Here is a 17,662-nt window from a genome sequence, read left to right as displayed (position 1 = left end):
GCAGCATGCCTGCCACGGTGCCCGCCAGCAACGCGGCAAGCACGATGCCGATGCCCAGGTAATGCCCGGGCCGGCGCCGGATCAGCCCGGCTTCGCCGACCAGTTTCTTGACGTGGAAAAAGCTTTTGGGGTCTCCGGGCCGCACCGAGGGTGCAGGCGATGGCAAAACGGGAGTGCTACTCAAGTTGGATCCTTGGGTGTGGCAGCTGTCGACGTCTCAGTCGTAAAGAACTGAAAGTCTCGGCTCCTCTGCGTTTCACTGTACGGCAGATTGCTGAGCGCCCGCTGGTCGATGACGCAGCCGAGCTAGAAGACGGCGGACAGCTGCCCGTCCAGCACCTGCCAGCGCGCGTCCAGCCGCACGTTTTGAAGCATGCGCCGGTCGTGGGTCACCAGCAGCAGCGCGCCCTGGTAGGCCTCCAGCGCTTCTTCGAGCTGCTCGATGGCGGGCAGGTCAAGGTGGTTGGTGGGTTCGTCGAGCACCAGCAGGTTCACCCCGCGCGCCTGCAGCAGCGCCATCGAGGCGCGGGTGCGTTCGCCGGGGGACAGCTTGCCCACCGCCGACGCCGTCTGCTCCGCCTTGAGCCCGAACTTGGCCAGCAGCGTGCGGGCCTCCGCCGAGGAGTACTCCGGCACCGCCGCTTCGAACGCCTCGCCCAGCGGCAGCTGCGCCGGCAACTGGCTGCGCGCCTGGTCGATCTCGCCGATCAGCACCGAGGCGCCCAGCACCGAGCTTCCGGCGTCCGGGGCCAGCCGGCCGAGCAGCAGGTTCAGCAGCGTGGACTTGCCCGCGCCGTTCGGGCCGGTGATGCCGATCCGGTCACCGGCGTTGACCTGCACGCTGGTAGGGCCGAACGCGAAACCGCCCAGCGAAACCTGCGCCTGGTTCAGCGTGCACAGCACCGAGGAGCCGCGCGGGGCGTCGGCGATGGAGAACTGCAGCACCCATTCCTTGCGCGGTTCGGCCACCTCGTCCAGCCGGGCAATCCGCGATTCCATTTGGCGCACCTTGGCTGCCTGCTTCTGGGAGGATTCGCTGTTGGCGCGGCGGCGGATCTTGTCGTTGTCCGGGGCCTTGCGCATCGCGTTGCGCACGCCCTGCGAGGACCATTCGCGCTGGGTCCGGGCGCGCGCCACCAGATCCGCCTTCTTCCCGGCGTACTCGTCGTAGGCCTCGCGCGCGTGCCGGCGGTTCACGGCGCGCTCCTCCAGGTAGGAGTCGTAGCCGCCCTCGTAGACGGCGACCTGGTTCTGCGCTAGGTCGAGTTCGATGATGCCGGTGGTGCAGCGGGCCAGGAACTCGCGGTCGTGCGAGACCAGCATGACCGGCGCGCGCAGCGCCATGATGAACTGCTCCAGGCGTTCCAGCCCTGCCAGGTCGAGGTCGTTGGTCGGCTCGTCGAGCAGCACCACGTCGAAGCGGGAGAGCAGCAGCGCGGCCAGCGCGACGCGGGCCATCTGCCCGCCGGACAGCGCCGCGGTCTGGGTGTCCAGCGGCAGCGTGAAGCCCAGCTCCGCCAGGGTCTCGGGGATCCGGTCCTCCAGGTCCATGGCGCCGGAGGCCATCCAGGTCTCGAAGGCCGCCGCGTAGGCGTCGTCCGCCCCGGGTTTGCCCTCGGCCATGTCCTGCGCGGTGGCTTCCATGGCCCCGGTCGCCTGGGCGCAGCCGGTGCGCCGGGCCAGGTAGGCGGCGATGTCCTCGCCTGCGAAGCGCTCGTGCTCCTGGGGCAGCCAGCCGATGAACGCGCCGTCCGGGGCGGTGGACACCGAGCCGCCCTGGGGTTCGTCCACCCCCGCCAGCAGGCGCAGCAGCGTGCTCTTGCCTGCGCCGTTCACCCCGACCACCCCGTACACATCTCCCGGGGCGGCGGTGAAATCCAGGTGCGCGAAGAGGGTACGGTGGGCGTGGCCGCCGGCGAGGTCCTTGGCGACGAGCGTTGCAGTCATGGACTCAATTCTAGGTGGGTTGCCGGCACTGCCTAATTCCCTGCCGCGCGCAGCAGCCGCAGCGCCTCCTCGCGCTGCACCGGGGCGAAGTCCTGGTAGTGGGCGCCGACCGCCCGGAAGTCCGGCGGCTGCCAGGCGATCACCACCTGGTCGGCCGGATAAGCCAGGTTCTGCACCAGCTCCGACGGGGCCACCGGGGCCGCGACCACCACCAGCTTGGGCTTCAGCCGCCACACCAGATCCAGTGCGGCCAGCATCGTGGAGCCGGTGGCGATGCCGTCGTCGCACACCACCACCTGCTGCCCTGCCAGATCCGGGGCGTAGGGCTTGAACTCCCCGGCCAGCTCCATCAGCTCCCGGGTGGCGCGGAATTCCACGGATTCCAGTTCGGATTCACCGAAGTAGCGCAGCGCCCGCCGGTGGATCTCCTGGTCAAGGTAGCGTCCGGACGCCATCCCGTAGCTGGCGATCGCGCCGAAGGCGATTTCCGGGTTGCTCGGCACCCCGAGCTTGCGCACCGCCAGCGCCCCGAGCCGTCCGCCCAGGCTGCGCGCGACCTCGGACGCCACCGGCACCCCGCCGCGCAGCAGCCCGAGCACCGTGTAGTTGCCGGCGGGCAGCTCGCTGGCCAGCGCCATGCCCAGCGCGGCGCCGGCATGGCTGCGATCCCGGTATCCCTCGTGCGATTGCTGGGCCATGCTCCCAGTCTTGCCCAAAGCATCACAAAGTCAATGCTCCTGCGTCAATGTTCCGGCCGAACACCCAGCAGTTGCGCAGTGCGCGCGTACTTGGCCGCCAGCCGCGCCCGGGTGTGTTCCGGCAGCAGGCTGGTGCGTTCCGGGTCGGTGTTGTCGGCCAGGTCGGCGCGCTTGACCAGCAGCGCCAGCGGGTTGGCCAACACCCCGGTGCAATACTCTTCCAGGCTCTGCCCGGGCCGTTTGCTCAGCAGCACCACGGCATCGCAGACCTCCCGGGGGATGCCGGCTGCGGAAAGGTCCGTGGCGCTCACCTCGCAGTCCTCGATGACGTCGTGCAGCCATGCCGCGGCCACCGCGTACTCGTCGCCGCCAAGGCGCCGGGCATGCTCGGCGACCCGGGCCGGGTGGCCGATATAGGCGGCGCCGAGCTTGTCCGTCTGGCCCTGGTGGGCCTTGGCGGCGATGGCGCGGGCCAACGCCACCACGTCTTCCCGGCTTGTTGCCGGCTGCCGGTTGTCCATTGCGCTCCTCCTGGGTTGCCCGGGTTTGGGATGCCGGGGCTTGGGATGCAGAATTTCTCCTGGGTCCCACGCTAGCAAGTCGGTGCGACACCCGGGGTCGATTCGGCGGAAGCCCGGGCACGGGGACTACCCTCGGTGGTATGGATGAAAAGATGATCGCGCAGTGGGGGAGCGAGGCCGCAGGACAGCCCTCGCTGGTGCTCTGGGAAGACGGCCGGGCCAGCGGTTCGGATGGCTGCAACCGGCTCATGGGCTCGTGGAGCCGTGAGGGGGACGGCTATCTGTTCTCGCAGATGGCCAGCACCATGATGTATTGCCAGGGGGTGGACACCTGGCTCTCAAGATTGGCCAGCGCGCGTCAGGTCGACGGGCAGCTGGTCATCAGCGACGCGCAGGGCCGTCAGATCGGGCGGCTGGCCCCGCTGGAATCCTGAGCCGCCCGGGATTGCGGGCCCCGGGATGCAAAAAAGAACTGCGGTTCGCACAGTGTGCGAACCGCAGTTCTTCACGTAGCAGCCAGGGAAGGGCTGCATTCGCGCGAAGGGTTTAGAGCTGGTTGCCCAGCTTGAAGCCCTTCGAAGCCTGGCCGTGGTACGAGCCGTCCTCGTCGCCGGCGCGGGTGTAGGAGAAGCCGTCGGCGCCGATGGTGACTTCCAGTTCGGAGTCGTCGGTGCGCTCGATGATTTCCTGCACGTTGCCGTCCAGGTCCAGGACCTTGGAGGCCTCGGTGTACCACGAAGGCACAACCGGGTTGCCCCACCAGTCGCGGCGCTGGTTATCGTGGACGTTCCAGGTGATGGTCGGGTTGTCCGGATCGCCGGTGTAGTAGTCCTGGGTGTAGATCTCGATGCGGTGGTCGTCAGGATCCAGGATGTACAGGTAGAACGCGTTGGACACGCCGTGGCGGCCCGGGCCGCGCTCGATGCGGTCCGAGATGCGCAGGGCGCCCATCTTGTCGCAGATCTGGATGATGTTGTGCTTCTCGTGGGTGGAGAAGGCCACGTGGTGCAGGCGCGGGCCGTTGCCGCCGGTCAGCGCGGTGTCGTGCACGGTGCCCTTGCGGTGCATCCAGGCTGCGTAGGTGGTGCCCTCGTCGTCCTGGATGTCCTCGGTGACGCGGAAGCCCAGGTCTTCGAGGTACTTGCGGCCGCGCGGAACGTCCGGGGTCACCTGGTTGAAGTGGTCCAGGCGGACCAGCTCGCCGGCCGAGTACAGGTCGTAGCGCATGTGCAGGCGCTCGACGTGGGTGGTCTCGAAGAAGAACTCGTACGGGAAGCCCAGCGGATCCTCGACGCGCAGGGCGTCGCCGATGCCCTTGACGAAGCCGTCCTTGCGGCGCTCGGTGCGGCAGCCCAGCTCCTGGTAGTAGGCCTCGGCCTTGTCGACGTCCTCAGGGGTGCGCACGCGGAATGCCATGGCCTTCAGCGCGGCCACCGGGCCCTTGGTCAGCACCAGGTTGTGGTGGATGAACTCCTCGAAGGAGCGCAGGTAGATCTGGTTCTCGTCCTCGTAGGACACGTGCAGGCCCAGGACGTCCACGTAGAAGTTGCGGGACTTGGCCAGGTCGGTGACGACCAGTTCAGCGTAGGCGCAGCGCAGGATATCCGGTGCTGGTGCGACTGGCTTGGGGATTTCGTTGCTCATTGGGTTGCTCCTTTGCAAGCAGAAATTTTGTGGTTAGGCGCCGAACTTCGGGGTGTGGACATCGCCCAGGGTGATGTGCACTGCCTGCTGGTCGGTGTAGAAGTCGATCGAGCGGTAGCCGCCTTCGTGGCCCAGGCCCGAAGCCTTCACGCCGCCGAACGGGCTGCGCAAATCGCGCACGTTGTGCGAGTTCAGCCAGACCATGCCGGCTTCGATGTCCTGCGCGAAGTTGTGCGCGCGCTTCAGGTCGTTGGTCCACACGTAGGCAGCAAGGCCGTAGCGGGTGTTGTTCGCCAGCTGAAGGGCTTCCTCGTCGGTGTCGAACGGGGTGATGGCGACAACCGGGCCGAAGATCTCTTCCTGGAAGATGCGGGCATCCGGGGCGACGTCGGCGAACACGGTCGGTGCGACGTAGGAACCGTTCTCCTGGCCCTCGGGCAGGTTCTCCGGGCGTCCGCCGCCAGCCACCAGGCGGCCTTCGGACTTGCCGATCTCGACGTAGCTCATGACCTTGTCGTAGTGCTCAGGGTGCACCAGCGCGCCGACCTGGGTGGCCGGATCGTGCGGATCGCCGACCTTGATGTTCTTGGCGCGGGCCGCGTAGGCCTCCACGAACTTCTCGTAGATGCCGCGCTGGACGAGGATGCGGCTGCCGGCGGTGCAACGCTCGCCGTTCAGCGAGAAGACGCCGAACAGGGTGGAGTCGATGGCCGCGTCGAAGTCGGCGTCGTCGAACACGATGGCAGGGGACTTGCCGCCCAGCTCCATCGACATGCCCTTGAGGTTCTCGGCGCAGTTTCGGAAGATCAGCTGGCCGGTGGAGGACTCGCCGGTGAAGGAGATCAGCGGGACGTCCGGGTGCTTGACCAGCGCGTCGCCTGCGTCTTCGCCCATGCCGTTGACCAGGTTGAAGACGCCCTTCGGCAGGCCGGCTTCCTCGAAGATGGTGGCCCACAGCGAAGCGGACAGCGGGGTGAACTCGGCAGGCTTGAGCACGACTGTGCAGCCCGAAGCGATCGACGGGGCGAGCTTCCAGGACTCCAGCATGAACGGGGTGTTCCACGGGGTGATCAGGCCTGCGACGCCGATCGGCTTGCGGTTCACGTAGTTGATCTGGGTGCCCGGCACCTTCAGCGCGGTGTCGTGCTGGGCGACGATCAAGTCGGCGAAGAAGCGGAAGTTCTCCGCGGCGCGCTGGGCCTGGCCCTTGGCCTGGGTGATCGGCAGGCCGGTGTCGAAGGTTTCCATCTCGGCCAGGCGGTCCTGCTGGGCAACGACCGCGTCGGCGATCTTGTACAGCACGTTGGCGCGCTCGCGGGCCTTCATCTTCGGCCATGGGCCGTTCTTGAATGCCTCGGTGGCAGCGGCCACGGCGGCGTCGATGTCGGCCTTCTGGCCGGCTGCGGCGGTGGTGTACGCGGTGTTGGTCACCGGGTCCAGGACCTCGAAGGTCTCGCCGCCAATGGAATCGACGAATTCGCCATTGATGTAGTGCTGGATCTTGGCCGGCAGATTTTCTGGAACGAAGTGCTTGCTCATCAGCGGGCATTTCCTTTCGTGCGGTGTGAAAAATTGGTGCGGGATAAGTTTTCTAGATGGCGCTGGGCGGCATTCCGGCCGAAGCCAGGTACGCGTTCAGCGTGTTCGCGCGGTGCGCGCGGCATGCAGTCTCGATCTGCGCCGGGGTGGCGTGGTTCGCGATCAGCTCCAGCAACGCCTCGTGCTCCTGGACACTGGCCTTGGCCCGTGACGGGATGTGAGTGAAGGAGCTGGCCCGCATGGCCGCCAGTCGGCGCCAGCCGCGCTGGACCAGGTCCAGGATGTGCGGGTTAGGGCACTGGCCGTAGAGCAGCTTGTGGAACTCGGTGTTCATGCGGGTGAACGCGACCGGATCGAAGTCCTCAAGGCACTGGCGCATCGCATCGTTCAGCTTGCGCGCTTCGGCCAGCCACGCGGCGTCCATCGCGTCGGCTGCCAGTGCGGTGGCGGCCGGTTCGATGATCATCAGCGTCTGCATGGTGTGCAGGTAGAGCGTGGAATCCACGTGGGCGACGGTCGCCCCGACGTTGCGGGTGAAGTGCACCAGCCCTTCAGCCTCCAGCCGGCGGATCGCCTCGCGCACCGGGACCACGGAGCAGCCCAGTTCGTCGGCAATGGTGCCCAGCACCAGGCGGTAGCCCGGGGAGTAGGCGCCATTGACGATGCGCTCGGAGACCAGCTGGTAGGCGGCCTCGGACTTGGAAGCGGTCATTACAGCGCCCATGAGTCCAGGTCCGGGCTGCCTGCATCCTTCCAGGCATTGAACTTGGTCTTCCACTCGGCGTTCATCGGGAACAGGCCCTCGATGCCGTGGCCGCGCTTGACCATAGCGAAGATGAACTCGTCGTTCTCCTCGGTGGCCGCCGCCTCGGCGGCGATCTGCTCGACCATGGCCGGCGGGATCACCACGATGCCGTCGGAATCGGCCACGATCACGTCGCCCGGCTGCACCGAGACTCCGCCGCAGGCGACGGTGATATCGCGGTCCCAGGCCACATGCTTGCGGCCGAGGACTGCCGGGTGCGGCCCGTTGTGGAAGACCGGGATATCCAGGTTGCTCACGGCATCCAGGTCGCGCACGCCGCCGTCGGAGATGATGGCCGCGGCGCCGAGCTGCTGCGAACGCAGTGCCAGGATGTCGCCCAAAGTGGCCGAACCGGTCTCGCCGCGGGCCTCCATGACCAGGATCTCGCCGTCCTTGACCGCGTCGATGGCCTGCTTCTGCATGTTGTAGCCGCCGCCGTGGGCCTTGAACAGGTCTTCGCGGTTCGGGATGTAGCGCAGGGTGGCGGCGGTGCCGATCACGCGCTGCATGCCCTTGGTGGCGCCGGAAACCTCGATGTTCACGTTGTTCATGCCGTGCTTGCGCATGGTGCCGGACAGGGTTGCGGTCGCGACGGAGGCCAGCTGCTCGCGGATGGCGTCGGTCAGCACGTCCTTGCCGGTCAGCTTCGGAGCCAGGCCGGCGGACTCGCGGTCGCCGTAGGCGTCTTCCTTGTCCTTTTCGTTGACCTTTGGCTGGTTGCCAAAGTCAGCGAAGGTAGCGGTGCCTTCCACTGCGGTGGTCTTCAGCTTGCCGGTGGTGGCACCGGAGACGAGGTCGGTGACCTCAACCTCGACGATGTCGCCCGGGAAGAAGACGGTGGACCCGGCAGGGGTGCCGGTCAGGATGATGTCGCCGGGCAGCAGGGTCATCTGCTGGGACAGGTCTGCAACGATCTGCGCGAAGGAGAACAGCAGCTCGGAGGTGTCTGCGTCCTGGGCGATGACGCCGTTGACCCAGGTCTGCACGCGCAGCTTGGCAGGGTCGACCGAAGCGGCGTCAAGTGCCATAGGACCCAGCGGGGTGTAGCCGTCGCCGGACTTGGAGCGGATGTTCGATCCCTTGTCCGCGTACTTCATGTCGTGCACGCCCAGGTCGTTCGATGCGGTGATGGAGCCGACGTAGCTCCAGGCATCCTCGACGGAGACGCGGCGGGCTGCCTTGCCGATGATCAGTGCGATCTCACCTTCAAAAGCCAACAGCTCGGTGCCGGCCGGGCGCTCAACGGTGCCGTTGGTGGCAGCCAGGGAGCTGGAAGCCTTCATGAAGTAGCTCGGGAACTTCGGGGTGCGACCGCGCTGCGCTGCACGCGAAGAGTAGCTCAGGTGTACGGCCAGAACCTTTCCTGCCTGGCTGAAGGTTTCCTCGGTGACCGGAATCGGAGTGCTCATCGGTGAATTGCCCACTTTCGTCGTACATGATCTCGTACATCAAATCGTATACGATCAGTGTGCTCTCAATCTCAGGGACTGTCAAGATGGCAATCCACAATTGTTTTCCGGGACCGGACCAAGGGCTCCCAACTCCAGCGATTCCGCGGGTTTCGACAAGTGATTTAATTCTTCGCGGTGCCGTAACGCGAGGAGCTAGAGGCATACGATCCAAACGTCGATTGGGCACTGGTAAATATCTCGGTTTGTGTGCGATTTCCACGGTGTTCATCTCAGTTTGCCCGTGCCTGCCAAGATGCTTTTATCGTGGCGTGGCGGATCGAATACGTGGAGACGTCGCCATGGACCACAAGCGAACTGCCGGTGAAAAATGAACAGAAAATGTGTTCAGTTCCTGTAGGAGCGCTTCGCTGACCGGCACGACGCCCGAATATCAGGTATCCCTCGTAGCACCTGAAACAGGCGATGCGCAGGGCGGGTGGGGAAAGCCAGCGCCCGAGCTGCCGGTTCGCCGTGCATTCGAGACGCTCTGGGGAACGTCCGGCAATTGGCGATCCGAGAGCCCCGTCCTGCCGATGAACAAAAATAATGCTCATGCTGCAATCCGCTGTTGCCAGGGAGTTGGATTTACGCGGTGCATCTACTTACTTCTGGATCTCAGCACTCCGGACCTATCTTTCAGGAATCCATGCGACCCGAACATGACGATAATTCAAATCCAGAGCGCGTGATGGCGGAAAGTGAACAGAATAATTGTTCACAACAGTGCCGGCGGGGGATGTGGGTGGATGGTGTGCCGTGCTCTTAAAGCGGCGAGTTGTCCAACCTGATATTGGTGAACCCTGCAGGGTTGCGGCAAATGACTAGAGTCGGCGACAACTAATAACGCGGTGGAAATGAACAGAATTTTTGTTCATTTAGCAGGTCGCTTTTGCTCGATCAGAGAAAATGCAGAAACCGTAGGCGAACTGCCGCCGTCCATTGAATCAATAATTCGTTCATGCGAGGATGGCAACTACTCGCGGCGCTGAACCGAATCCAAAGCACACGAACATGTCAATTGACATGTTGTTTTCTGCCTTGAATCCATACGTAGGCTCGACGATGTGAGGCTGTGGAACGGGGCAACAATCCTGTTTTGGAAACTCGCAAGAGCTAGTTCGCGTCTACTTCAGGCGGTTCTTCGAATTCGTACCCCAGAACTTTCCTTACGCGGTCTGTGAGCTCGATGTCGAGACGTTGCGGGGTGCGATCTGCGTTGAAATCGAAGTTCTGAACGCTCGTCACTGATCCTGGAATTTCGATGCATGTCTGCCCATGAGGAGTGCGCCACATGACTGAGCCATCGGGGAGGTAAGTGTAGTTCCAGCCCAAAGCGTGCTTGAACATCTGATGTCGTTTGCAGCAAAGCTTGGTGTTGGTGCGGTTGGTTCCGCCGCCTTTGGCCCAGTCATCGATGTGTTCAACTTCGGATCGCTCTGGCAAGCGGTTGCATCCCGGGAACTGGCACTGCGTATCCCGGAATCTAAGCAGGTCTCGAAGAGCTTGCGGTGGGCGGTACTTCTTGCGGTCGACGTCGATAACGGCGCCGCTCCACGGGTCAGTCAGCAATCGAAGCATCGACGGGGCATCCGCCGCCAGCTTCAAAGCCGTTCCAATCGGGATTGGACCGTATCCTTCGAGGTCTGCCAAGGCCTTTCGAGGATCTGCCAGCATCTCGACAGCCGGAATCGTTACGGCCACCTTGGTTTTCAGCGTACTGCCGCCGCCCTCCGGCCAACCGTCCAGCAAGGCGTCCCTCAGTGTGTCGTATCTTAATTGACCGCGTGTTCGGGGATCTTCGGGATCGACGTTTGAAACGACATGATGTTCGACGGTGTTTACCACTGAAATGATATCTTCCGCTGGGCCGCGAAGTTGCGCGACCGCCATACCGTCTTTCTCCATCCACCAACGCAGATCCCGGGTTTCTTTTGCATCTTTGTGGCGTTCGTCGATTGGCTTCGGGTGCATCTTTTCGTGAAGCCGGCGTGCCCGTTGCCGGACGGCCGAATCGCTGGCGTGTTTGGCAAATGGCAGCAGGAGTTCTTCCATGCGGTGCACGTCTTCAGTTTCGAGGTCCTGAGCATTTTTGATGATCTCGCGCGCGGTCTGAGTTGTAATTTCACCGGCGCTCAACGCATTCAAGGTTTCAAGGCATAGATGCCGCAAACCTTCAGCCATGATGAGTTTATTGGAAATGTGATTGTCTGTATCTCTCATGGCGATGGATGCTTCGGCAACAAACGAGGAGCGTGCTATTTCTTGGTCATGTGGGGTGACGCGATAGTAGCCTGCAGACAAATTCGCCAGAATGTCGTCGGCGAAGACACCCATTTCCGCAAGTTGTTCAGGGGTAGGTTCGTCCTCTGCTTGAATGCGGTTGTCGCCGTTGGATTGGAGAGCGACACCTCGCGCGAAGAGTTCGTAGGTGTCCGCCATGAGGACTGCCTCGCTAGCATCCAGCATGCTGCGGAGCCTGCTAAGCATGGCCAGTTGGTCTAGCCCGACGGCCAGGTCTTGGGCAGGCATCTGCTTATTGAGTTCGGTCAGCACTTCCAGGGGACCGGTGAAGTACTTCTGACGCTGAATAGCCGCGCCCCATGTACCTGTCGTTTGGACGGTGTCCCTCAACCCCGGTGCTTCAATCGGGAGGCGGTGGGAGTCGTCGTCATTCTCGAAAATATCTCTGATACCCATAACTTAATTGTCCTCCGTCTTCCGACAGTATGGGTAAGTATCTACGACTTCGGGATATCTCATTCCTGATCGATAGGGATCAGGTTCGATTCAAAATCATGGTGGTGGCGTCGGTCTTCGCCCTGGAACACCCAAGGGCCTAATCGTGACTGGATGCCTCCGAAGAGAAGCTTCCGATTGTATTTCGACATCCCCGTCACGATCTTGGCCGAATCCGCTCTTAACTCATGTCGGGCGAAGTTATCTGAATCCGTGAACCACTGCCATGGGGTGACCATGGAACCGTAGGCCTCGGTGGGAAGCATTCAGGTGGCTTCGCTCGACGTCTTTCTGGAGGAATGCCAGAACGATGAAGCTCAAAAATTCGTCAAGGACTGCATCCTGCGAGAGTTATTCTTGGTGGAATTTCGAAAGACTCTCCTATCCGCAAAAGAGTTCTGACATGCATTTTTATCGGACAGTGGTGCGGAATCATTCCCAAGGAAAAGTTATTTTTAGAAAACCGCGTCACGAAGCGGCAGTGAAGCACTCTTAACTGGTGAAAGACGAAATCAGCCGCACAACGAACTCATGCCATGGGGATGGCGCAGTTCAGGAATTGCACTTGGGGGTGCGCGGAGAGATTTTGTCTTGTTGGATGCATGCTCACTTGGGGGTGGGAAAGTATCTCGACAGGCCTGGGACTCACAATGGATGAGTCCCAAGTCATTTGTCGTTTCTGGGCCTGTCGGCATCATGCAGCCGAGCTAACGGGCCCGCAAATGCGCGAAGGGCTCGGAGCATTCGATCCGAATGCTCCGAGCCCTTCGCGGCTGTCAGTACGGGTTAGGCCTGTGCGGTTGCTGCCGTACGTTCTGCTGCAGCAGCGCGCTCGTCGGCCTCGCGCAGGGCGCGCTCCACGCGGTCGACGTCGCGCACCGCGCCCTTGTCCGCAGACAGGGCCATAGCGGCGTAGGCGCGCAGCGCAGGGGAAACCACGCGCTCGCGGTTGGCCGGGCGGTAGCCGGTGGTGGCCAGCAAGCGCTCGCGGCGCTCGGCCAGGACGTCGTCGGAGACATTCAGGGTCAGGCCGCGGGTCGGGATGTCGATCGAGATCGAATCGCCGTCCTCAACCAGCGCGATGAGTCCGCCGGAGGCCGCCTCGGGGGAGACGTGGCCGATGGACAGGCCGGAGGTACCGCCGGAGAAGCGGCCGTCGGTGATCAGCGCGCATTCCTTGCCCAGGCCGCGGCCCTTGAGGAACGAGGTCGGGTAGAGCATTTCCTGCATGCCAGGGCCGCCCTTGGGGCCTTCGTAGCGGATGACGACCACGTCGCCGGCCTTGACCTGCTTGTTGAGGATCTTTTCGACGGCCTCGTCCTGGGACTCGCAGACCACTGCCGGGCCGGTGAAGGTCCAGATGGAGGGATCCACGCCGGCGGTCTTGACCACGGCGCCGTCCACGGCTATGTTGCCGCGCAGCACGGCCAGGCCGCCGTCCTTGGAGTAGGCGTGCTCGACCGAGCGGATGCAGCCTTCGGCGGAGTCGGTGTCCAGGTCCTCCCACTGGGCGGACTGGGAGAACGCGGTGGAGGAGCGCACGCCGCCCGGGGCTGCGTGCCACAGGGCGAGGGATTCCTCGGTGGCCGCACCGCCGCGGATGTCCCAGGCGTCCAGCCATTCGCCCATGGTCTTGGAGTGCACGGTGTGCACGGTCTCGTCCAGCAGGCCGCCGCGGCGCAGCTCGCCGAGGATGGCGGGGATGCCGCCGGCGCGGTGCACGTCCTCCATGTAGTAGATCTTGCCGGCGCCTGCCGCGTTCGGCGCGACCTTGGCCAGGCACGGCACGCGGCGGGAGACCGCGTCGATCTCGTCCAGGCCGAACTCGACGCCGGCCTCGTGGGCGGCGGCGAGCAGGTGCAGGATGGTGTTGGTGGAACCGCCCATGGCGATGTCCAGGGCCATGGCGTTGCCGAAGGCCTGCTCGGTGGCGATGCTGCGCGGCAGCACCGAGTCGTCGGATTCGACGTAGTAGCGGTTGGAGATCTCGACCACCAGCTTGCCGGCGTTCTGGTAGAGGTCCTTGCGGGCGGTATGGGTGGCCAGGGTGGAGCCGTTGCCCGGCAGCGACAGGCCCATGGCCTCGGTCAGGCAGTTCATCGAGTTCGCGGTGAACATGCCGGAGCACGAGCCGCAGGTCGGGCAGGCCGATTCCTCGATGCGCAGCAGGTCCGCGTCGGAGACGTTCTCGTTCACCGCCTCGGAGATGGCGTCGACCAGGTCCAGGGTGCGCACGGTGCCGTCCACCAGGGTGGCGCGGCCGGATTCCATCGGGCCGCCGGAGACGAACACGGTCGGGATGTTCAGGCGCAGCGCGGCCATCAGCATTCCCGGGGTGATCTTGTCGCAGTTGGAGATGCAGATCAGCGCGTCGGCGCAGTGGGCGTTGACCATGTATTCGACCGAGTCGGCGATCAGGTCGCGGCTGGGCAGCGAGTACAGCATGCCGCCGTGGCCCATGGCGATGCCGTCGTCCACCGCGATGGTGTTGAACTCGCGCGGGATGCCGCCGGCGGCGGTGATCGCCTCGGAGACGATGCGGCCCACGGGCTGCAGGTGGGTGTGGCCCGGAACGAATTCGGTGAAGCTGTTGGCCACGGCGATGATGGGCTTGCGGCCCAGATCTGCGCCGTTGACTCCAGCCGCGCGGAACAGGGCGCGGGCGCCTGCCATATTGCGGCCATGGGTGACGGTGTGGGAACGAAGTGTGGTCATTGCATAATCACATCACAGGTTTTGCCGCAGACCCAGACGGTGACAATACTAGTAGTACTACTACCAGATGACGATGGGACGCCGATGAACGCTAGTCAGCGCCGCAGGGAGGAGCTCGCCGGTTTCCTCAAGGACCGACGTGCCAGGGCGGACCGCGCCGCGCACGGCCTGCCGGCGGTGGGCCGCAGCCGGCTGCGCGGGCTGCGCCGGGAGGAAGTGGCCACGCTGGCCGGCATCAGCGTCACCTGGTACACGTGGCTGGAGCAGGCCCGAGACATCAACCCCTCGCGCCAGGTGCTGGACTCGCTGGCCAGGCTCTACCGCCTGACCCCGGTGGAGACCACCTACCTGCTATCGCTCGGCGGACACCGCGACACGATTCCGGCGGCCTCCGAGGGCATGACACCCGCGCTGCAGCGGCTGCTGGACGCGCTGGACTTCCCTGCGTTCCTGCTCTCCGCTGACTGGACCATCATCGGATGGAACGTGCACTATGCGCAGCTGTACCCGCGGATTCAGGCGCTCGACGAGGAGGACCGGAACCTGCTCTGGCTGGTATTCACCGACGCGGCGCTCCGGCAGATGCTGCCGGACTGGGCGGAGCAGAGCCGCGGGTTCGTGGGGAGTTTCCGCGCCGAGACCCGCGGTTGGCTGAATCCGGCGGGGGAGAGCGGCATCGTCGCCCGTGTGTCGGCGGCCTCGCCGGAATTCGCGGCGATCTGGAAGGAGCGCGACGTGGCCGGCTTCGGCACCCGCGAGCGGCTGTTCAACCACCCGGCCAAGGGGCTGACCCGCTACGAACAGCACAACCTGATTCCGGCGGAAGCCTCGGACTTGACGCTGCTGTTCTACGCGCCGCTGTAGCGTCGCTTGTGGCAAGTGGGACTATTCGCCTGGAATTTGGTACTTGATCAGAGCCTTCATATTAGGGCTCAACGTGATGGTCGGCGAGAAAGCCACCGCATTTTTCGCGTGCTGCCTGGCTGCGAACATGGCCAGATAACTGAGCACTTTTGAGTGCACGTTGTCATCTGGATCGACAATGATGTATTCGTCATCGCCGCGTTTTTCGACGTGCAGATCTGGGGCGGACACTTCGTCTTCGACGATGATTTCAGCATTCCGATTTCGTCGTGTGGCCATTATTTCCACCGTTTTCTAGATGCTCTTGTCCTAAGTCTAGCTTTCGTCCGAACGTCACGTAAGCCGGTGAGTATGCCGTCCCAGACCGGTTCGCGCGCATCGACTGTTGCGCTGTTGTTCGAATTTTCAGGCGAGGTTGTAGACTTCCCTGGCCCTGAGATGTCATCCGAAATGATCCGGGACATAGCTCCCAGCATGGCGGCCTCACTTCGCGATACGAACCAGCCATCACGATGTGATTTCTTGAAATGGCGAAATGCCCTGAGGCGTCCCAGCACACTGCTTGATTCGTCAGGCAACGATGAATGCGGCTCGACTGGCTTCGCTGTCAATGGCGGCTCAGGTTGGGCCGACGGGCCATTGCGGTTATTCGAATAGCGAGGATTCTTGAACACCCATGGTTTTTGGGGGCCGTCAAGAGTTCCTAGTATCAGGGAACCCAATGCCTGATCCGTGGTGGAATCACTTTTTGCCAGTTCGATTCCGTATTGGACGCGCTTCCGCCACTGACCCGCATGGTCGACCCTTGTGCGGAGCTTGAATGTCCGGAGTGCGGCCAAGGCTGCGATAAATCCAACCAAGGCCGGCAAAATGGCGCCCCAGGAAGCCAAGGCCGAAATGCCTGGTGTCATCCAAATCCAAGCGGAATTGAAGAATTCCTGCAGCCAGCTGAAGAAGTCCATATGGCGACGATAGTCGTGACCAGCGGATCAACGGTGAATCGCGCTTCGAGAAGTGGAGAACCCTTTTGGCCGCGGACCTCGCTCGACAGGTCGTGAGGTCCGCGGTCAAGGTGCCAGCGCTTCGACGTGGGTTAGGCGCCCAAGAACTCCAAGGTCTTTTCCTTGAATTCCCGGCTCGTGACGGCGTTCGCATGGTTGCGTCCGGCCAGCCAGAGCACCTCGTTGCGGGTGCCGGCGTTCTTGAGCAGGCGGCGCAGCTGCGGCATCGTGGTGGCCAGGTCATCGAGGTCGCCGGCGACCAGCAAGGTGGGGGTGGAGGGGATCTTGCTTTCGGGTTCGAAAGGCTCGGTCTTGATGCCCTCGATCAGCTTGAACAGCGCTTCGGCATCGTTGGACGGCTCGGCGGCGACAATCTGCATGATGGACGCGGTGAGGTCGTCGTTGATCTCCTCGCCGCTGGCAAGGAACTTGCGGGCCTGTTCGATCTCGAAGCCGGCGAGCATGTCGTTGGCGCCCGGGCCGCCCATGACCAGGTGCTCGACCAGATCCGGGTTCCAGGCGGCGAATTCCCATGCGAGGCGCGAGCCCAGCGAGTAGCCCAGCACGTCGACTGGACCTTCGTCCAGATCAATCACGATGGCTGCCAGCGCCTGGCGGATCTGGCTCGGAGCCCAGCTGCCTTCGTTGCGGTGCGGGTCGGTGCCGTGGCCGGGAAGGTCGACAAGCAGGACGTTGCGGCCATGGTCGGTGAAATAATTCGTCCACCGGGCCCGTTCCCAATTCGATTCGCCGGATGAGGCGAAGCCGTGGATGAGCAGTACGGATGGTCCGCTCACCTCGGAGTTTGTGCGAATGACGCGGAGATTCAGATCAAGGGTCATGCTACCGATCATAGGCCACAAAACAGGTAAACATCGTCTTGCGCTAGCGCGACGAGATAGTTAATGTCAGAATGACTCTAACGCGGTCCGGACCGCGGAAACTGCTGGAAAACCTGAAACGGGGCATCACACCTGATGACATCGGTACCAAGCTGGGCAAACGTCGACGAACGGCGGAACATGCCGCCGACGCTGGCGGTGTCCACGGTGATCCTCGGCATCCGCGAGGGCGTCGAGGGCGGGCCGGACAAGCTGTGCCTGCCGCTGGTGCGCCGCATCCGCCAGCCGCACGCGGGATTGTGGGCGCTGCCCGGCGGTCCGGTGGGGGCGCGCGAGTCGCTGGGCCAGGCGGCCGGGCGCACGCTGGCCGAGACCACCGGGCTGCGTCCGAACTACCTGGAGCAGCTGTACACCTTCGGGGACATCGACCGCTCGCCCACGCACCGGCTGGTGACCATCGCCTACTTCGCGCTGATGCACGTGGACCAGGTGGGTGCGACGGTGCGGGACGAGAACGTTGCCTGGTTCGACATCGATGATCCGCAGATCGCGCGGATGGCCTTCGACCACCGCCAGATTGTGGACTACGCGCTGTGGAGGCTGCGCAACAAAACCGAATACGGGCAGATCGCGCACCGGCTGCTCGGCGAGCGCTTCACCCTGGCGGCGCTGCGCGGGGTGTACGAGGCGATCCTCGGGCGCCGGCTGGACCCGGCGAACTTCCGGCGCACGCTGAACTCGACCGCCAGCATCGAGGCGACCGACGAATACCAGGCCGGCGGCAAGCACCGCCCGCCGCGGCTCTACCGCTACGTCGGGCACGGGCCCGATCCGCTGCAGGTCGACCCCCTGCAGGTCGAGCCGCCGCAGGGCTGAGAAGCAACTTCACCACACTTTTT

Annotated in this window: 15 protein-coding genes and 1 pseudogene; 3 read left to right on the top strand and 13 right to left on the bottom strand. The window is 63.8% G+C overall.

Features of this window, described 5'->3' with window-relative positions:
• From C1H84_RS15250 to C1H84_RS15235, 4 genes and pseudogenes are all read right to left on the bottom strand, one after another.
• Positions 1 to 184: pseudogene (locus C1H84_RS15250) on the bottom strand (acyl-CoA desaturase); the annotation flags it as partial.
• 122 nt (positions 185 to 306) lie between these two features.
• Positions 307 to 1,947, bottom strand: coding sequence for an ABC-F family ATP-binding cassette domain-containing protein (locus C1H84_RS15245; RefSeq protein WP_113607879.1), 1,641 nt, complete (start codon positions 1,945 to 1,947; stop codon positions 307 to 309).
• A gap of 32 nt (positions 1,948 to 1,979) precedes the next feature.
• Positions 1,980 to 2,645 carry a phosphoribosyltransferase gene (locus C1H84_RS15240; RefSeq protein ID WP_047118793.1) on the bottom strand — a complete coding sequence of 222 codons (666 nt, stop codon included), beginning with the start codon at positions 2,643 to 2,645 and terminating at the stop codon, positions 1,980 to 1,982.
• 44 nt (positions 2,646 to 2,689) lie between these two features.
• Positions 2,690 to 3,166 carry an HD domain-containing protein gene (locus C1H84_RS15235; RefSeq protein WP_113607877.1) on the bottom strand — a complete coding sequence of 159 codons (477 nt, stop codon included), beginning with the start codon at positions 3,164 to 3,166 and terminating at the stop codon, positions 2,690 to 2,692.
• 140 nt (positions 3,167 to 3,306) lie between these two features.
• Here C1H84_RS15235 and C1H84_RS15230 point away from each other — a divergent pair, with 140 nt between their 5' ends.
• On the top strand, positions 3,307 to 3,600 hold the full coding sequence (locus C1H84_RS15230; protein ID WP_047118795.1) for an META domain-containing protein: 294 nt from the start codon (positions 3,307 to 3,309) through the stop codon (positions 3,598 to 3,600).
• Positions 3,601 to 3,712: 112 nt separating this feature from the next.
• On the opposite strand, the gene hpaD is transcribed toward C1H84_RS15230, so the two are convergent.
• The 6 genes from hpaD to ilvD all read right to left on the bottom strand — a co-directional run bounded on the left by hpaD (position 3,713) and on the right by ilvD (position 14,056).
• The gene (gene hpaD / locus C1H84_RS15225; RefSeq protein WP_047118796.1) at positions 3,713 to 4,810 is read right to left on the bottom strand and encodes a 3,4-dihydroxyphenylacetate 2,3-dioxygenase; all 1,098 of its coding nucleotides are present in this window, start codon (positions 4,808 to 4,810) and stop codon (positions 3,713 to 3,715) included.
• 33 nt (positions 4,811 to 4,843) lie between these two features.
• Entirely contained in the window at positions 4,844 to 6,349 is a 1,506-nt protein-coding gene (gene hpaE / locus C1H84_RS15220; protein ID WP_047118797.1) for a 5-carboxymethyl-2-hydroxymuconate semialdehyde dehydrogenase, read from the bottom strand.
• 52 nt (positions 6,350 to 6,401) lie between these two features.
• Positions 6,402 to 7,061: a GntR family transcriptional regulator gene (locus C1H84_RS15215; protein ID WP_047118798.1), complete on the bottom strand. Its 660-nt coding sequence runs from the start codon at positions 7,059 to 7,061 to the stop codon at positions 6,402 to 6,404.
• Complete coding sequence (locus tag C1H84_RS15210; protein ID WP_113607875.1) at positions 7,061 to 8,563, bottom strand: fumarylacetoacetate hydrolase family protein; 1,503 nt, start codon at positions 8,561 to 8,563, stop codon at positions 7,061 to 7,063. Before C1H84_RS15210 ends, C1H84_RS15215 begins: the two co-directional genes overlap by 1 nt.
• Before the next feature lie 1,155 nt (positions 8,564 to 9,718).
• Positions 9,719 to 11,302 carry an HNH endonuclease signature motif containing protein gene (locus C1H84_RS15205; protein ID WP_113607874.1) on the bottom strand — a complete coding sequence of 528 codons (1,584 nt, stop codon included), beginning with the start codon at positions 11,300 to 11,302 and terminating at the stop codon, positions 9,719 to 9,721.
• 825 nt (positions 11,303 to 12,127) lie between these two features.
• On the bottom strand, positions 12,128 to 14,056 hold the full coding sequence (gene ilvD / locus C1H84_RS15195) for a dihydroxy-acid dehydratase (protein WP_113607872.1): 1,929 nt from the start codon (positions 14,054 to 14,056) through the stop codon (positions 12,128 to 12,130).
• Between the two features lie 84 nt (positions 14,057 to 14,140).
• Here ilvD and C1H84_RS15190 point away from each other — a divergent pair, with 84 nt between their 5' ends.
• Complete coding sequence (locus tag C1H84_RS15190) at positions 14,141 to 14,920, top strand: helix-turn-helix transcriptional regulator (RefSeq protein WP_113607871.1); 780 nt, start codon at positions 14,141 to 14,143, stop codon at positions 14,918 to 14,920.
• Positions 14,921 to 14,941: 21 nt separating this feature from the next.
• Here C1H84_RS15190 and C1H84_RS15185 read toward each other — a convergent pair whose 3' ends face one another.
• The 3 genes from C1H84_RS15185 to C1H84_RS15180 all read right to left on the bottom strand — a co-directional run bounded on the left by C1H84_RS15185 (position 14,942) and on the right by C1H84_RS15180 (position 16,718).
• Entirely contained in the window at positions 14,942 to 15,199 is a 258-nt protein-coding gene (locus tag C1H84_RS15185; RefSeq protein WP_047118804.1) for a hypothetical protein, read from the bottom strand.
• Positions 15,199 to 15,882 (bottom strand): hypothetical protein, encoded by a 684-nt coding sequence (locus C1H84_RS18080; protein WP_146956132.1) that lies wholly within the window; start codon positions 15,880 to 15,882, stop codon positions 15,199 to 15,201. Before C1H84_RS18080 ends, C1H84_RS15185 begins: the two co-directional genes overlap by 1 nt.
• A gap of 131 nt (positions 15,883 to 16,013) precedes the next feature.
• The gene (locus C1H84_RS15180) at positions 16,014 to 16,718 is read right to left on the bottom strand and encodes an alpha/beta fold hydrolase (RefSeq protein WP_181728167.1); all 705 of its coding nucleotides are present in this window, start codon (positions 16,716 to 16,718) and stop codon (positions 16,014 to 16,016) included.
• Between the two features lie 180 nt (positions 16,719 to 16,898).
• Between C1H84_RS15180 and C1H84_RS15175 the strand changes: the two genes are divergently transcribed.
• Positions 16,899 to 17,639: an NUDIX hydrolase gene (locus tag C1H84_RS15175; RefSeq protein WP_113607870.1), complete on the top strand. Its 741-nt coding sequence runs from the start codon at positions 16,899 to 16,901 to the stop codon at positions 17,637 to 17,639.
• The last annotated feature ends 23 nt before the right edge of the window (positions 17,640 to 17,662 follow it).

Origin of the sequence: Glutamicibacter soli, assembly GCF_003309065.1 — a bacterium.
Lineage (GTDB): Bacteria > Actinomycetota > Actinomycetes > Actinomycetales > Micrococcaceae > Glutamicibacter > Glutamicibacter soli.
Note: the sequence above shows the minus strand (reverse complement) of the source record. Positions and strands in the feature narration are given on the sequence as shown.

What these genes read in the sequence shown, in the direction of transcription:
- hpaD (WP_047118796.1), bottom strand. Translation starts at nt 4,810, where the DNA reads ATGAGCAACGAAATCCCCAAGCCAGTCGCACCAGCACCGGATATCCTG.
- C1H84_RS15235 (WP_113607877.1), bottom strand. Translation starts at nt 3,166, where the DNA reads ATGGACAACCGGCAGCCGGCAACAAGCCGGGAAGACGTGGTGGCGTTG.
- C1H84_RS15205 (WP_113607874.1), bottom strand. Translation starts at nt 11,302, where the DNA reads ATGGGTATCAGAGATATTTTCGAGAATGACGACGACTCCCACCGCCTC.
- C1H84_RS15240 (WP_047118793.1), bottom strand. Translation starts at nt 2,645, where the DNA reads ATGGCCCAGCAATCGCACGAGGGATACCGGGATCGCAGCCATGCCGGC.
- C1H84_RS15245 (WP_113607879.1), bottom strand. Translation starts at nt 1,947, where the DNA reads ATGACTGCAACGCTCGTCGCCAAGGACCTCGCCGGCGGCCACGCCCAC.
- ilvD (WP_113607872.1), bottom strand. Translation starts at nt 14,056, where the DNA reads ATGACCACACTTCGTTCCCACACCGTCACCCATGGCCGCAATATGGCA.
- C1H84_RS15210 (WP_113607875.1), bottom strand. Translation starts at nt 8,563, where the DNA reads ATGAGCACTCCGATTCCGGTCACCGAGGAAACCTTCAGCCAGGCAGGA.
- C1H84_RS15190 (WP_113607871.1), top strand. Translation starts at nt 14,141, where the DNA reads ATGAACGCTAGTCAGCGCCGCAGGGAGGAGCTCGCCGGTTTCCTCAAG.
- C1H84_RS15230 (WP_047118795.1), top strand. Translation starts at nt 3,307, where the DNA reads ATGGATGAAAAGATGATCGCGCAGTGGGGGAGCGAGGCCGCAGGACAG.
- C1H84_RS15175 (WP_113607870.1), top strand. Translation starts at nt 16,899, where the DNA reads ATGACATCGGTACCAAGCTGGGCAAACGTCGACGAACGGCGGAACATG.
- C1H84_RS15185 (WP_047118804.1), bottom strand. Translation starts at nt 15,199, where the DNA reads ATGGCCACACGACGAAATCGGAATGCTGAAATCATCGTCGAAGACGAA.
- C1H84_RS18080 (WP_146956132.1), bottom strand. Translation starts at nt 15,882, where the DNA reads ATGGACTTCTTCAGCTGGCTGCAGGAATTCTTCAATTCCGCTTGGATT.
- hpaE (WP_047118797.1), bottom strand. Translation starts at nt 6,349, where the DNA reads ATGAGCAAGCACTTCGTTCCAGAAAATCTGCCGGCCAAGATCCAGCAC.
- C1H84_RS15215 (WP_047118798.1), bottom strand. Translation starts at nt 7,061, where the DNA reads ATGACCGCTTCCAAGTCCGAGGCCGCCTACCAGCTGGTCTCCGAGCGC.